At 72.8% G+C, this 13,985-nt stretch carries 13 protein-coding genes; 7 read left to right on the top strand and 6 right to left on the bottom strand.

The window, feature by feature from the left end:
* The first annotated feature begins 84 nt into the window (after positions 1–84).
* Positions 85–990, top strand: coding sequence for an RNA polymerase sigma factor SigJ (gene sigJ / locus AB0N90_RS27165; RefSeq protein ID WP_365200979.1), 906 nt, complete (start codon positions 85–87; stop codon positions 988–990).
* 89 nt (positions 991–1,079) lie between these two features.
* Here sigJ and AB0N90_RS27160 read toward each other — a convergent pair whose 3' ends face one another.
* From AB0N90_RS27160 to AB0N90_RS27150, 3 genes are read right to left on the bottom strand one after another with little or no spacing between them, the layout of a single operon-like run.
* Positions 1,080–2,669, bottom strand: a complete 1,590-nt coding sequence (locus AB0N90_RS27160) for a transporter (protein ID WP_365200976.1) — start codon at positions 2,667–2,669, stop codon at positions 1,080–1,082.
* Positions 2,666–3,442, bottom strand: coding sequence for an ABC transporter ATP-binding protein (locus AB0N90_RS27155; RefSeq protein ID WP_365200973.1), 777 nt, complete (start codon positions 3,440–3,442; stop codon positions 2,666–2,668). Before AB0N90_RS27155 ends, AB0N90_RS27160 begins: the two co-directional genes overlap by 4 nt.
* Before the next feature lie 56 nt (positions 3,443–3,498).
* Positions 3,499–4,164 carry a bifunctional DNA primase/polymerase gene (locus AB0N90_RS27150; RefSeq protein WP_361674269.1) on the bottom strand — a complete coding sequence of 222 codons (666 nt, stop codon included), beginning with the start codon at positions 4,162–4,164 and terminating at the stop codon, positions 3,499–3,501.
* Between the two features lie 257 nt (positions 4,165–4,421).
* Between AB0N90_RS27150 and AB0N90_RS27145 the strand changes: the two genes are divergently transcribed.
* Positions 4,422–5,807: a transcriptional regulator gene (locus AB0N90_RS27145; RefSeq protein WP_365200970.1), complete on the top strand. Its 1,386-nt coding sequence runs from the start codon at positions 4,422–4,424 to the stop codon at positions 5,805–5,807.
* Between the two features lie 201 nt (positions 5,808–6,008).
* A complete protein-coding gene (locus AB0N90_RS27140; protein WP_365200967.1) occupies positions 6,009–7,550 on the top strand; it encodes a hypothetical protein in 1,542 nt (513 codons plus the stop codon).
* Positions 7,551–7,610: 60 nt separating this feature from the next.
* Here the strand turns inward: AB0N90_RS27140 and AB0N90_RS27135 are convergent, their stop codons facing one another.
* Entirely contained in the window at positions 7,611–8,975 is a 1,365-nt protein-coding gene (locus AB0N90_RS27135; protein ID WP_365200965.1) for an ABC transporter substrate-binding protein, read from the bottom strand.
* Between the two features lie 117 nt (positions 8,976–9,092).
* Here AB0N90_RS27135 and AB0N90_RS27130 point away from each other — a divergent pair, with 117 nt between their 5' ends.
* Positions 9,093–9,593 carry a hypothetical protein gene (locus AB0N90_RS27130; protein WP_078967678.1) on the top strand — a complete coding sequence of 167 codons (501 nt, stop codon included), beginning with the start codon at positions 9,093–9,095 and terminating at the stop codon, positions 9,591–9,593.
* A 145-nt stretch (positions 9,594–9,738) separates the two neighbouring features.
* Positions 9,739–10,620, top strand: a complete 882-nt coding sequence (purU, locus tag AB0N90_RS27125) for a formyltetrahydrofolate deformylase (RefSeq protein WP_361674260.1) — start codon at positions 9,739–9,741, stop codon at positions 10,618–10,620.
* A 72-nt stretch (positions 10,621–10,692) separates the two neighbouring features.
* On the opposite strand, the gene AB0N90_RS27120 is transcribed toward purU, so the two are convergent.
* Entirely contained in the window at positions 10,693–11,208 is a 516-nt protein-coding gene (locus AB0N90_RS27120; RefSeq protein WP_365200962.1) for an EF-hand domain-containing protein, read from the bottom strand.
* A gap of 177 nt (positions 11,209–11,385) precedes the next feature.
* Complete coding sequence (locus AB0N90_RS27115) at positions 11,386–11,760, bottom strand: STAS domain-containing protein (protein WP_085565274.1); 375 nt, start codon at positions 11,758–11,760, stop codon at positions 11,386–11,388.
* A 350-nt stretch (positions 11,761–12,110) separates the two neighbouring features.
* Between AB0N90_RS27115 and AB0N90_RS27110 the strand changes: the two genes are divergently transcribed.
* Together AB0N90_RS27110 and AB0N90_RS27105 are read left to right on the top strand one after the other, a co-directional pair.
* Positions 12,111–12,710: a sigma-70 family RNA polymerase sigma factor gene (locus AB0N90_RS27110; protein WP_365200959.1), complete on the top strand. Its 600-nt coding sequence runs from the start codon at positions 12,111–12,113 to the stop codon at positions 12,708–12,710.
* Positions 12,707–13,957 carry an MDMPI N domain containing protein gene (locus AB0N90_RS27105; RefSeq protein WP_365200958.1) on the top strand — a complete coding sequence of 417 codons (1,251 nt, stop codon included), beginning with the start codon at positions 12,707–12,709 and terminating at the stop codon, positions 13,955–13,957. The genes AB0N90_RS27110 and AB0N90_RS27105 overlap by 4 nt, the downstream gene beginning before the upstream one ends.
* Positions 13,958–13,985 lie beyond the last annotated feature (28 nt).

Below are 13,985 nucleotides of genomic sequence, written 5' to 3'. Positions count from 1 at the left end.
GGGCAGTGGATCGGTGGATCGGTAAGGTCCGATCAGCCCGACGACGCGGGCCCGCGAAAGGTAAGGCGAGGAGGCGGTCGGGGGATGAGTGCGACGGGGGCGGACACCGACGAGGTGGCCGGTGAGCGGCGCCAACTGCTCAATGTGGCCTACCGGTTGCTCGGCTCACTGGCCGAGGCCGAGGACGCCGTACAGGAGGCGTACGCGCGCTGGTACGCGCTGCCGGGCGGCCGGCGCGCCGAGATCGTGAACCCGGGCGCCTGGCTGACGACGGTGACCGGCCGCGTCTGCCTGGACGTGCTCGGCTCGGCGCGGGCCCGCCGCGAACGCTATGTCGGCGCGTGGCTGCCCGACCCCCTGCCGGGCCGGGAGGGGAGCGGCCCGCCGGGCGGCGCCGACCCCGCCGACCAGATCGTCCTGGACGAGTCGGTGACGATGGCCTTCCTCGTCATCCTGGAGTCGATGACGCCCGCCGAGCGCGTCGCGTTCGTCCTGCACGACGTCTTCCGGTACCCCTTCGCCCGGATCGCCGAGGTCCTCGGCCGCACCCCCGGCGCCTGCAAGCAGCTGGCGGCCTCCGCCCGGCGCCGGGTGGACGCCGCCCGGCCCCCGGAGCCGACGGCCGGGCTCGCCGAGGCGGTACGGCACGTCAAGGAGGCGTGGGAGGCCAAGAACGTCTCGGCCCTCGTCGGCCTCCTCGACCCGGCCGCCGTGCTGACCGCCGACGGCGGCGGCCTGGCCGGAGCCGCGCTGCGCCCCGTCGAGGGCGGCGCGCACATCGCCCGGTACATGGTCGCGATCGCCGACCGGGCCCCCGGCCTCGAACTCCTGGAGTGTTCGGTCAACGGCACCCCGGGCCTGGTGGCACGGCGCGCCGGGGTGGTGCTGACCGTCGCCTCGTTCGAGCTCGACGGCGGCCGGGTGTCCCGGATCTGGGTCGTCCGCAACCCGGAGAAGCTGGGGCCGTGGGCGCGGGACGAGCGGCCGTAGCTCAAGCGGTGGCGCTCGCCCCTGACCGGCCCCGCCAGGATCTCCGGGTCGCTCACCCCTGACCGGCCGCCGCGAGAAGCCCCGGGCACCTACCCCTTGCTGACCGCCGCCAGGATCTCCGGCAGCCGCCCCGCCGCCCGCGGGGCCGCAAGACGCAGCCCCAGCAGCGCGATCCCGGCGCCGTAGACCGCCCCGACGGGCAGCAGCAGCCAGGTGCGTCCGACGCCGTCCGCGCCGTGGGCCAGCCAGACGGTGAGGGCGATGTAGGGGGCGCACAGCACGGCGGCGGTGAGCATCCCGCCGAAGATGCTGATCCAGGCGAGGCCCGCCTGCCCGGGGACGACGCTCTTGAGGCCCTCCTGCGGGATGGAGTACGGATACCGCGCCGACGCCCACGCCCCGGCCGCCAGCATCGCCCCGAGCAGCGCCAGGGACATCCCCAGCACCCGCGGCAGCATGGGCCAGGCGTCCAGCAGGGCGACGTTCAGCACCGTGACGAGCGCGGCGTAGGGGAGCGTGACCAGCAGCAGCGCGAGGGCCCGGCCGCGCAGCTCCTCGTACGCCTCCCGGGGCGAGGAGATGGTCAGAGCCACCATCCAGAAGGCGGAGGTGTCCTGCCCGAACTGGTTGTACATCTGGAGGCCGAGCATCCCGGCGGCGAAGCACGCGAAGTAGACCGAACCGGTGTGCTGGAGCGCGTAGAACACCGGGATGAGCAGCCCGATCGCCAGCGAGGTCACCCAGGCGGCCTTGGTCTTCGGATCCCGCCACACATAGCGCAGGGTGCGCTCCATGACCGCGCCGGTGCGCCCGGCGGGCAGCAGCCGCGTGAGCCCGCCCGTGCGCCTGCTCTCCGCGCGCCCGCCGTCGGCGGCCTGGAGCGTGGACCCGTCGGGCGTGGTCATCAGCTTGGTCATGCTCCGCGCCCAGCCAACGACCAGGGCCGCCAAGGCGGCTGCGGTGATGACCAGTTGGGCGAGCGCGATGCCGTACGACCCCTCGCTCGCCGAACGCACCGCGGCCACCGCCGACGCGGGCGGCACCCAGGACAGCACGTCCGCGACCGGGCGCAGCTGCCCGAGACCACCCGAACCCAGGCGCCTCGCCGCGAAGTTGACCAGCTGGCTGCCGATGGCGATCACCAGCCCGCTGAGCACGGCCAGATCGCGGCCCCTGCGGCTGGTGAGCAGCCGTACGTTGGCGGCGGCCACGGCCCGCGCCAGCGCCACGCACACCAGCAGCGCGAGCACCAGCGCGACGACCGCGGTGACCCAGCCCACCGCGCCCCGCGCAGGCACCAGCACACAGCCGAGCAGCAACAGCAGGGTGACCAGCGGGCCGACACCGACCAGGGAGGACACCAGCAGCGCGCGCATCAGCGGCAGCGGCCGCAGCGGCAGCATCACCAGCCGGGTCGGGTCCAGCGTCTCGTCACCGGTCGGGAAGAACAGCGGCAGGAAGGCCCAGCCCAGGGCCAGTACGGCCGTGGCGGTCACCGAGACCACCTCGCCGTCCGGCTCCCGGCTGAGCAGGATCATGCCCGGCAGCTGCGCGAGCGCGAACAGCAGCGCGAAGGAGCTGGAGACGATGAACGCGTCCCGCCGCCCCCGCGACTGCCGCAGCCCGCCCCGCAGCAGCGACAGCTTCAGACGTACGACGGTGCCGGTGAGGTTCGTCATCGGGGCGCCCCGCCGCCCAGCCAGTCCAGATCGGACCCGGCCTGCCTGCCGTTCGCCCCGACCAGTTCCAGGAACGCGTCCTGGAGCGTGGGGTGTGCGCCGCGCACCTCGGCGAGCGGCCCGGCGGCGCGGATCCGGCCGACCGCCAGCACCGCGACCCAGTCGCACAGCGACTCGACCAGCTCCATGACATGGGAGGAGAAGACGACCGTGGCACCGGAGGCCGTGTACCGCTCCAGGACGCCCCGGATGGTCTGCGCGGACACCGGGTCCACGCCCTCGAACGGCTCGTCCAGGAACAGCACTTCCGGGTTGTGCAGCAGCGCCGCGGCGAGGCCGATCTTCTTGCGCATGCCGGTCGAGTAGTCGACGACCAGCTTGTGCTGGGAGCCGGCCAGATCGAGCACGTCCAGCAGCTGGGTGGCCCGCTTGTCCACCTCGGCCCCCGGCAGCCCGCGCAACCGCCCTGTGTAGCCGAGGAGTTCGCGCCCCGACAGCCGCTCGAACAGCCGCAGCCCCTCGGGCAGCACCCCGATCCGCGCCTTCACGGCCACCGGGTCCCGCCAGACGTCGTGCCCGACGACCTCCACGGTGCCCTCGTCCGGCCTGAGCAACCCGGTCACCATGGACAACGTGGTCGTCTTCCCGGCTCCGTTCGGCCCCACCAGCCCGATGAACTTCCCCGCAGGCAGCTCCAGATCGATCCCCCCGACGGCCACCTGCTCCCCGAACCGCTTCCAGAGCCCCCGTATGCACACTGCGGTGTTGGTCATGCCATGAAGGTTACGGGGGGTGTGACGAGCGGAAAGGGGCACGGAGAGCCGCGTCGTCAGCGGTCCCGGCCGCAGGCGTACGCCAACGCCGAGATCAGCTCCTCCACATCCGGCAGCCACCGGTTCGCCGGTGTCGGCCGCCGCGCCCACTGCACCGCCCCCCGCCCCCCGAACCGCGTCGGCGGCGCCGCCACATACGCGCCCTCGCCGAGCGCCACCAGATCGAGCGAGTCGGGCACCCACCCCAACTTCCGCACCAGCTCCGGCACCTTCGCCGAACCGCCCGGCAGCACGAAGAACTGCATCCGCCGGTCGGGAGAGAGCGCGACCGGACCGAGCGTCAGCGCCATCCGCTCCAGGCGGGCCAGCGCCAGGAACCCCGCGGTCTCCGGGACGGACAGCGCGTCGAACGTGCGCCCCGTCGGCAACAGCACCGCCGCCGTCGGCTGCTTCTGCCACAGCCGCCGTACCACCGTGGCGCTCCCCGTCGCCTGGGTCGCCCAGTCGGGGCGCGCGGGGTGCGCACCCGGCGCAGAGCAGGACGCCTCGCCGCAGGAGCAGCGCGGCACACCGCGGACGGCTTCCAGCCAGGTCCCCGGGAACACGTCCCAGTGCCGTTCCTCGGCGTAGCGCACGGCGGTTTCCTGCGGCGAATCCCCGCGCTGCTGCGGAATCTGCCCGGCAATCTGACTGTCTTCGGCGGCCGCGATCGTCTCTTCCACGCCCCACTCAACTCCCGCACCCACCTGGAGTTACGGCCCTTGCCCCGCCGGGGGAGGAGCATCGCCTCCCCGTCCGGGGCGCATGGGTGCACCGGTGGGGGCGCGCGGTAGGAGGCGGGGCGTGAGTTGGGTAGCCAGGAGTGGGGTTGGCATCAGCCGGTACCCGGCAAACCGCACATGTCACGCATTGACGGTATGTCAGCTGGGCAGTGATCTTTCCGAAAGGTCACGCTCCAGGGGTTCGCAGGGGGTAGCACATGGCCGCAAGGCCTCTCGTCGCGAGGCAGCCGAACGAAAGGCTGCAGGCACTCATCCAGGAAGCGGGGTGCTCCAACGCCGGACTTGCCCGGCGGGTCAACATGTGCGGCGCCGAGCACGGCCTCGATCTGCGCTACGACAAGACGTCCGTGGCCCGCTGGCTGCGCGGCCAGCAGCCCCGGGGCCGGGCGCCCGCGATCATCGCGGAGGCCCTCGGCCGCAAGCTGGGGCGCGCGGTCACGATCGACGAGATCGGCATGGCCAACGGCAAGAACCTCGCCTCCGGGGTCGGCCTCCAGTTCTCGCCGACGGTGCTGGGCGCCATCGAGCAGGTCTGCGAGCTGTGGCGCAGCGATGTGGGGCGCCGGGACTTCCTCTCCGGCTCCTCGGTCGCCGCGTCCGCGCTGGTCGAGCCCAGCCGCGACTGGCTGATCTCCGCGCCGGACGCCCAGGTGGCCCGGCAGGCGGGCCCGCGCGTGGGCCAGTCCGACGTGGCGGCCGTCCGGTCCATGACCCAGGCCCTCACCGACCTGGACCACCAGTTCGGCAGCGGACATGTGCGCCCGGTCCTGGTGCACTACCTGAACAGCGTCGTCTCCGGACTGCTCGCCGGCTCGTACCGCGAGTCGACCGGGCGCGAACTCTTCGCCGCCGTCGCTCGGTTGACCGAACTCGCCGGTTACATGGCCGTGGACACCGGCCAACCCGGCCTGGCCCAGCGGTACTACATCCAGTCGCTGCGCCTCGCCCAGGCCGCCGGGGACCGCGGCTACGGCGGATATGTGCTGGCCGCGTCCATGAGCCATCTCGCCGCCCAGCTCGGAAACCCGCGCGAGATCGCCCAGTTGGCGCGCGCCGCGCAGGAGGGCGCACGCGGGCATGCGACCCCCCGGGTGGAGGCGATGTTCCACGCGGCCGAGGCGCGCGGCCACGCGCTGCTCGGGGACGGGCGCGCGGCGGGCGCCGCGACCGCGCGGGCGGTCTCCGCGATGGAGCAGTGCGACGAGGACTCCGGGGACGACCCGGTGTGGATCCGGCACTTCGACGGGGCCTATCTGGCCGACGAGTTGGCGCACTGCCACCGGGATCTCGGCCAGCCCGAGCAGTCCGCGCGCTACGCCGAGCAGTCCCTGGCCGGACACCCCGAGTCCCGGGCCCGCAGGCGTGCGATCGGCTATGTGCTGCTCGCCACCGCCCAGGCACAGCAGCGCGAGGTCGAACAGGCCTGCGCCACCGGCATGAAGGCGGTGGAACTGCTGGAGACACTGCGCTCGAACCGGGGCGCGGAGTATCTGGACGACCTCCAGCAGCGCCTCGAACCCTTCCGGGACGAGGCGGTCGTAAGGGAATTCGGGGCCCGGCTGGATCTCCAGCAGGCCGCGTGAACACCGGCCCCGCGCAGACGTGAACATGTGGCGAACACCACCCCGGCGCACACCGGGTGCCATATACAGCGTCGCGCGGGGCCGTTCCGTTACTGCCGTCGCGGGTGGGCGGATCGCGGACCGAGGTGCGTGGCAAGGGGCTCCGGGGACCCGGTAGCGTGGCCCGACGATTCACAAGGTCCCCCATTGGTAGGAGTCCCGGTGACGCAGAGTGGACAGGGCGAGGAGCTCTCGGCGCAGCCCGCGCACGAAGGCATCGTGCTGCCCTCCGACGGAGGAGAGCCCCTGCTGCCGGGCATGAACGCCACGCCCGCCGGCGGGCAGGCCTGGGGCGGATCCTGGGGGCCCGAGCAGCAGACGCCCCCGCCCGGAGCGCAGGGCCAGGGCTGGCCCCCGGCGCCCGCCCAGCAGTGGGGCGACCACGGCGGCCAGGGCGCTCAGCCCCCGTCCGGCGCGGGCCCGCTGCCCCCGGAGGGCGCACCGGCGCCGTCGTACGGCGGACAGCAGCAGGCGTCGTACGGCGGTCACGGCGGTCAGCAGCCGGGCTACGGGGCGCAGGACCCGTACCAGCAGCAGGGCCACCAGCAGCCTCAGCACCAGGCGCACCAGCCGCAGCACCAGCAGCCGCCGTACCCGGCCCCCGGCCACGCGGCCCCGCTGCCCCCGGCCGCGGACAACGCCACCCACTATCTGCCGCCGGTCTCCGGGGCCCCCGCCGACGAGGGCGCCACGCAGTACATACCGCCGGTGACCGCCGGGGCGCTGCCGCCCGAGTCGCCCGGTGAGCAGACCCGCTACCTCGGGGGCAACCAGCAGACCCCGCCCGCGTCCTCCGACGCCGATGCCACCCAGTACATCCCGCCGTACCAGGCCCAGGCCCAGGGGCAGGGCCCGGCGCAGGGGCAGGGCGGGGACCGCCAGCCGCCCGCCGAGTTCGACAACCTCTTCCGCGGCGGCCCGGCCGGTGACGCCCCGGCCGGCTCCACCCAGCAGCTCCCGCGCGTCGACCAGCCGGACGCCTATCAGCCGGACGCCTACCAGCCCTCGTACGACGGCCCCCCGTCGCCGTACACCCGCCATGACGACGGGCAGGACGAGCGGCCCCGGCGCCGCCCGTCGAAGGTGCCCATGATCGCGGCCGTCGGTGTCGGCATCGTCGTGGTCGGTGTGGGCGCGGGCGCGCTGCTCAGCAAGGGCGGCGGCTCCTCGGCCGACACCGACGACAACAAGACGGTGGCCGCCACCTCCGCGGCCCCGCAGAGCTCCGCGCCCGCCGCCGATCCGGCCCGCGCCCAGGCGGTCGAGCTGGACAAGCTGCTCGCCGACAGCGGCAGCAGCCGGGCCACGGTGATCAAGTCGGTGGCCGACGTCAAGCAGTGCGCGAGCCTGGACGGCGCCGCCACCAATCTGCGCAGCGCGGCCGGTCAGCGCAGCCAGCTGGTCACCCGGCTCGGCAAGCTCAGCGTGGACAAGCTGCCGGACAACGCCGCCCTGACGGCCGCCCTGACCAAGGCGTGGCAGGCCTCGGCCGCGGCCGACAACCACTACGCGGCCTGGGCCGACCAGGTCAAGGGCGGCGGCAAGAAGACCTGCCACAAGGGCCACGCGAAGACCACCGACCAGGCGCAGGCCGGCAACCGCGAGAGCGGCACCGCGAGCCAGCAGAAGACGAAGGCGGCGGCGCTGTGGAACGCCATCGCCGTGAAGTACGGACTGACCCAGCGCCAGCCCACCCAGCTCTGACCGCCCCGGCTCCGGGGAACGCGGACGCGGGCCGGGCTCAGGGGAAGGCGGACGTGGGGCCTACTCCACGTCCGCGTTCTCCAGCGTGCCGGTCATGTCGGTGGTGCCGTCGATCCCGCCGACGCCCTTGCGGGCCGCGACCAGCTCGCCGTCCCGCACCACCTGGAGGGTGACGTCGGCGTTCACCATCCGCGGGAAGCCGACCGAGGCCAGCTTGCCCTCGTAGGGCCAGCGCAGGGTGGGCGTGAGGCCCCCGGTGGAGACCGCCAGACCGCCGTCCAGCGTCTTGCGCACCGAGTCGGCGCTCACCTCGCCGTCGCCGATCTTCTCCAGTACGGCCTTCAGCACGGAGTAGGCGATCCAGGTGGTCTGCACCCCGGCGTCCGCGGGGTCGATGCGGTTGTCGCCGAACGCCTCCTTGTTGATCACCTGCTTCATCTGCTTCCAGCGGGCGTCGTTCGCGGGCGGGTACCAGCCGGTGACGTACGCCCCCTCGTACGGCCCCGAGGAACCGCCGGTCGCGTTGATCATCGTCTGGTCGACGCTGCCCAGCACCGTGCCGAGCCGCACCGCCGGGTAGTCCGCGCGCTCGCGCCGGAAGGAGTCCATGAAGGTGTCCGTGCGGTCGCCGAGCGCGGGCACCACACAGCCCTTCTTCAGCGTGTCGCCGGCCGCGTACCGCAGCGCCTTGTCGGACGGGGCGCCGTACGCGGTGAGGTCCTCCGCCACGAGCTGGTCCTGCGCCTGGGGGTGCCCGCCCGCCTTCAGGCCGGAGTCGAGCAGGGCGGGCAGCTCGTCGCCCGCGATGCTGTCCGGGCGGACCAGCGAGACCGGGCCGCAGCTGCCCGACAGCGCCCGGCCGAGCCCGGCGAGCAGCGCGGGCTGACCGCCGTTGACCGGGTACGACATCATCCCGGTGAACTCGTCGGTGGTGACGCCGTAGCCCCCGATGTAGGGGATGCCGGCGCTCTCCAGCGGGGCGAGGAAGGAGTCGCCGAACTGGCTGTAGGAGCCGACGACGGCGACCACGTCCTCGTCGGCCGCGCGCCGGGCGCACTTGGCGGCGTCCACGCTGTTGTTGTGGTCGTTGCAGGTCAGGACCTGGATCTTGCGGCCGCCGATACCGCCCTGGGAGTTGATCCACTTGGCGTAGGCGAGGGCCATCGCCGGCATGCCCGGTTTGTTGGTGGCGTCGGTGTCCTGCGGCGCCCAGGTCATGACCTTGACGGTGTCCGCTGCGCCGGTGACGGACGGGAGGACCCCGCAGCCCGCGGTGAGCGCGGCGCACACGGCCAGCGCGCCCAGGGACAGGGCGGACGCCGCCCTGCCGGGGCGTCCGGAAGGGGCCGTGGGGGAGGCGGAGGGAGCCATGGGGGAGGCGGAGGGAAGGGGGGACGTGCGGGTGGTGCGGGGCCTGCCGGTCATGAACCCGCACGATTCCCTCACACCGCTAACCCGCGAGTGATCCACGGTCAACGGAAGGTGACTCCCGGGTGAATTGCGGGGGTCGATGCGGCGCGCGGGCCGATGAACGTACGATCGGTGACCGTGCAAGGTTCGGAGAACTCTTCCCGTCGCGGCCGTCGCTCCTCCACCATGGGCGGCATGCCTCTGAACGACATGCCGTGGTGGCGCTGGCGCACACATGTGCGATCGGCGCTGCACATGCTCTCCGACCCCGTCTTCCAGCGGGACGTCTGGCTGGCCGGTGTCGACGGTTACGGCGACGTCACCGACGCCGTGTACCGGCTGGTGGAGGACACCTGGCTGGACAACTGGTCGGCGGAGAAATACGTGGGCACGATCTTCCGCGACTCGCAGGAGGCGGCGCTCGTCGACACCGCCGTGCTGCGGGTGCTGCGGATCATGCACCAGGTCGGCCCGGACGCGCCGGTCTCCGCCTACGTCGACCATCCGGGCTGGCCGGAGGCCGTGCGCGCGGCCCGGGACGCGCATGTGCGGATGGCGGCGAGCGACGGCGAGGAGCCGGACACCCCGCCGAAGAGCCTGGAAGTGCTGCGGATCGTGACGCGGTCCGCGTGATCGTGACCCGGTCCGCGTGATCGCGGCCGGGTCCCGGTGATCGTGGCCGGGTCCGCGTGGTCGTGGCTCGGTCCCGTGGTCGTGGCCCGGTCCGTTCAGCGGACGCCGACCCGTCGCCGGGGCCGTATGTGGGACCCTGAGTCGCATGAACGAGCAGTCCGCGCCCGCCGCCGCCCCGGCCGACCAGTACGTCCTCACCCTGTCCTGCCCGGACAAGAAGGGGATCGTGCACGCCGTGTCCAGCTATCTGTTCATGACCGGCTGCAACATCGAGGACAGCCAGCAGTTCGGCGACCACGACACGGGCCTGTTCTTCATGCGCGTCCACTTCACGGCCGAGGAGCCGGTCACCGTGGACAAGCTGCGCGCGAGCTTCGCCGCGATCGGCGACTCCTTCCGCATGGACTGGCAGATCCACCGGGCCGACCAGAAGATGCGCATCCTGCTGATGGTCAGCAAGTTCGGGCACTGCCTGAACGACCTGCTGTTCCGGGCCCGGATCGGCGCGCTGCCGGTGGAGATCGTCGGCGTGGTCTCCAACCACACGGAGTTCGAGGAGCTGGTCGGCTCCTACGGCATTCCGTTCCACCACATCGCGGTCACCAAGGACACCAAGGCGGAGGGCGAGGGCCGGCTGCTCGACCTCGTCCGCGAGGAGCGGGTCGAGCTGGTGGTGCTCGCGCGCTACATGCAGGTGCTCTCGGACGACCTGTGCAAGCAGCTCAGCGGCCGGATCATCAACATCCACCACTCCTTCCTGCCGAGCTTCAAGGGCGCCAAGCCGTATCACCAGGCGCACGCCCGGGGCGTCAAGCTGATCGGCGCCACCGCGCACTATGTGACGGCCGACCTCGACGAGGGGCCGATCATCGAGCAGGAGGTCGAGCGGGTCGGGCACGGTGTGACCCCGGACCAGCTGGTGGCGATCGGCCGGGACGTGGAGTGCCAGGCGCTCGCGCGCGCCGTGAAGTGGCACGCGGAGCGCCGGATCCTGCTGAACGGGCGCCGTACGGTCGTCTTCGCCTGAGCCGTCTGTCTGAGCCCTTGACCGGTTACCGGGCCGCTGTCCGTCGTCTCACTGCTCGGCTCACTGCGCGGCTCACTGCTCGGCGATGGTGAAGTAGCGCGCGAACGCCGGTACGACGTCCCGCTCGTCGATCTCGCCATCGCCGTCGGCGTCCAGGGCCGCGGCGATCGGCCCGGCGATCTCCTGGGGCACCTGGCACACCCGCAGCAGCCGCGCGGTGTCCTCGACGTTGACCCGGCCGTCGCCGTCGGCGTCCGCGACGGCCAGCGCCGCGTGCAGGAAGGGGCGGGCGATCTCGGCGAACCGGTCGGGGTTGTCGCGCAGCCGCTTGACCGCGCCGCCGACGAACTCCTGGCGGGTGATGCGCTGATCGCCGTCGCGGTCCGCGATCCCGGCCATGCCCTGCCAGAACGCCTCGGCACCGGCGTACAGCGCCTGCCCGCGGTCGGAGCGCGCGGTCACGGCGAACTCGGTGAGCAGCGCCTTGGCCACCGAGTTGAAGTCCTCGCGGGCGATGAATCCATTGCCGTCCTGGTCGAAGGTGGCGAACCGGGCGGCGATCCTGCGCTCGTACTCGGTGCTGACCATGTCTGTTCGTGCCGCCTTACGTGCGTGGGGGGTGATCTCGCGTTACTCGCGTTACTCGCACGGAGCGTACGGCGTGGGTGACGGCAAAGTGACGGAAAACAGAGGGTTGTGCCAAGACTGGGGGAATTCCGCGACACGGACGACGAGGACGTGTTCGGGCGCGCCGGGCACGGCGGCTCAGGCCGACAGGGGGCCCGCTTCGTCGGTCGTGGCGGCGTCGAGGTCCGGGTGGCAGTCGAAGAGGCGGCGCACGCCCAGCGCGCCGAGCACCCGGTTGACGTGTGAGCCCTCGTCCGCGCCCCGGTCGGGCAGGATCAGCCGCAGCTGCCCCTGGCAGGAGCGGATCAGCCGGCGGGCGGCGATGAGCACGCCGACGCCGCTGGAGTCGCAGAAGAAGACGTCGGAGAGGTCCACGACCAGGCTGTGGTGGCCCTCGGCCACGACGTCGTGCACGCGTTGGCGCAGCACCGGCGAGGTCATGAGGTCCAGTTCGCCGCGCACCTGGAGCACGGCCCATTCGCCTCTTTCGACGCCGGTCACATTGAATGCCACGGCCCAGCCCCTCCGCTCGCGGGTTCTCCCGGAACCGCCCGGAACCGGAAGCCGTTCCTACGTTTCATTCCGCGCGGCTGCCCAGCCGCGTTTCCCTGAAACTCAATGCGGCAAACAGCACACGATCGATTAGGGGCTTGTTTCAGTCACTAGCGATCCGCTTCGATCAGATATACACGGAGTGTCTGTGGGGAAAGTGTGAAGAGGGCACTATCACCTGCGGCGCTTCCGCGGTGCGCTTTGACACAAAGAGACGTGCCTTGTCGGTGGTGCCGACTACATTCGGGACAACGGACACACGGACGCATGGACACCGGCGGGCCGGACGACGGGCGAGGGGAGGGGACCCCATGGCCAAGAAGGACGCGCCACCGCGCTGGGACCGCAAGATGCAGCAGCGGCTCGCCCGCGGTGAGGCGGCCGCCCTGGGCGAGGCGTACGACCGGTTCGCCTCCCTGGTGCACAGCCTGGCCCACCGTGTCCTCGGCGACGAGAAGGCCGCCGACGCCGTCACCCGCGAGGTCTTCGCCCATATCTGGGAACACCCCGAGACGTACGACCCGAAGCAGGGCCCGCTGCGCACCTGGATCGCGGCGGTGACGCACCGGGTGGCCGTGCAGCGCCTGCGGGACCGGGAGGAGCAGGAGCGGGACGGCATCGAGGACCCGGTGTGCGGCGAGGAGGATCCGGAGAGCGGCGAGGAGGATCTGGAGAGCAAGGTGCGCCGCGCCTCCGTGGCCGCCCGCGCCGACTACATCGTGCACTCCATGCCGGTCCCGCTGCGCCGCGCCCTCGAACTGGCGTACTTCCAGCGCCGCGACTACCGCCAGACGGCCGCCGACCTGGGCGTCACCGAGGACGAGGCGCGCCGCCGGCTCCGCCTCGGCCTGCAACTGCTGTCCACCGCCCATGACGTGGGGGCACCCCCGGGTTACGGCGGTGCGGCATGAGCGGCGCGGAGGAGTTCCGGGTGGAGTTCGGGGAGCCCCGTGAGCGCCGGATACCGACGCCCCGCGCCTCCGTGGAGGACGGCGGCCGCCCGCTGCCCGATCCCGTCGGCCGGGGCGAGGACGCGTCCGTGCCGCTCGTCCTGCCGCACGACGTGCTCAAATCGCTGCTCGGCGCGTGGGCGCTGGCCGCGTGCTCGGCGGCGGAGACGGACGCGGTCGAGCACCACCTGGGCGACTGCGGCGGCTGCGCCGACGAGGCCCGCCGGCTGCGCGAGGCGGTCGGCCTGCTGCACCAGCCCGAGACCCTCGACCTGGACCCGGCGCTGCGCACCCGCGTCCTGGACGCCTGCCTCGACCGCCGGCCGCCGCGCATCCCGGTACCGGACTGGGCCGCGCCGTACGACGCGGAGACCGCCCGCCTGGACGCGCTGCTCCAGGACTTCGGCGACGCGGAATGGCACGCGCCGGTGCGGCTGCGGTGGTTCGAGGACGACGCCCAGACGACCCGTCGTACGACCGTCGCGGGCGTGATCGCGCACCTCTTGGCGGTCGACGGGGTGATCGCGACGGCACTCGGCCTGGACGGCCCGCTCGGCCACGCGCCCGGGGCGTCGGGCCCGTCGCCCCGCACGGAGGCGTACTGGCGGTCCACGTCCCTCCCGCCGACCCGCGCGGTGCACGCCCCCTGGCGCGAGCAGACCCACGCCCTGGTCCGGACGGTGTCCTTCACCGGAAGCAGCGCGGGCGGCTTCACCGTCCCCTACGGCGGCTTCGAACTCCCCCTGCACGACGCGATGCTGGACCGCGCGTTCGGCTGCTGGGTGCACGCGGAGGACATCGCGGACGCGGTCGACTACCCCTACCGTCCGCCGGCCCCGCGCCACCTGAACAAGATGATCGAGCTGGCCGTCCGCCTCCTCCCGACCGCCCTGGCCGCCCGCCGCCGCTCCGGCCGCTCCACCCCGCCCCGCACCATCCGCCACCTGGCCCCCGCCGGCCACCCCGGCCGCACCCTCCGCCTGGAGATCGAGGGCCCCGCCGGCGGCAACTGGCTGATCCCCCTCGACTCCCCGTCCGCGACCCCCTCCACCGACTGGGAGGTCGCCCACGTCGCCCTGGACTCCGTCGAGTTCTGCCACCTGGCCGCGGGCCACCTCCTCCCGGAGGAAGCGGCGGCGGGCCAACTCGGGGACAAGGAGGCGATCAGGGATGTGCTGTATGCGACGGCGTCGTTGAGCAGGATGTGACCGGAGCCGAGGGCGTATACGGGTGTCG

Source organism: Streptomyces sp. NPDC093018, assembly GCF_040684035.1.
Taxonomy (GTDB): Bacteria; Actinomycetota; Actinomycetes; order Streptomycetales; family Streptomycetaceae; genus Streptomyces; species Streptomyces murinus.
This window is presented reverse-complemented; position numbering and strand designations above follow the sequence as displayed.

Excerpts from the sequence above, each read along its gene's own strand:
- sigJ (WP_365200979.1), top strand. The coding sequence starts at position 85 with ATGAGTGCGACGGGGGCGGACACCGACGAGGTGGCCGGTGAGCGGCGC.
- AB0N90_RS27160 (WP_365200976.1), bottom strand. The coding sequence starts at position 2,669 with ATGACGAACCTCACCGGCACCGTCGTACGTCTGAAGCTGTCGCTGCTG.
- AB0N90_RS27155 (WP_365200973.1), bottom strand. The coding sequence starts at position 3,442 with ATGACCAACACCGCAGTGTGCATACGGGGGCTCTGGAAGCGGTTCGGG.
- AB0N90_RS27145 (WP_365200970.1), top strand. The coding sequence starts at position 4,422 with ATGGCCGCAAGGCCTCTCGTCGCGAGGCAGCCGAACGAAAGGCTGCAG.
- AB0N90_RS27135 (WP_365200965.1), bottom strand. The coding sequence starts at position 8,975 with ATGACCGGCAGGCCCCGCACCACCCGCACGTCCCCCCTTCCCTCCGCC.
- purU (WP_361674260.1), top strand. The coding sequence starts at position 9,739 with ATGAACGAGCAGTCCGCGCCCGCCGCCGCCCCGGCCGACCAGTACGTC.
- AB0N90_RS27120 (WP_365200962.1), bottom strand. The coding sequence starts at position 11,208 with ATGGTCAGCACCGAGTACGAGCGCAGGATCGCCGCCCGGTTCGCCACC.
- AB0N90_RS27110 (WP_365200959.1), top strand. The coding sequence starts at position 12,111 with ATGGCCAAGAAGGACGCGCCACCGCGCTGGGACCGCAAGATGCAGCAG.
- AB0N90_RS27105 (WP_365200958.1), top strand. The coding sequence starts at position 12,707 with ATGAGCGGCGCGGAGGAGTTCCGGGTGGAGTTCGGGGAGCCCCGTGAG.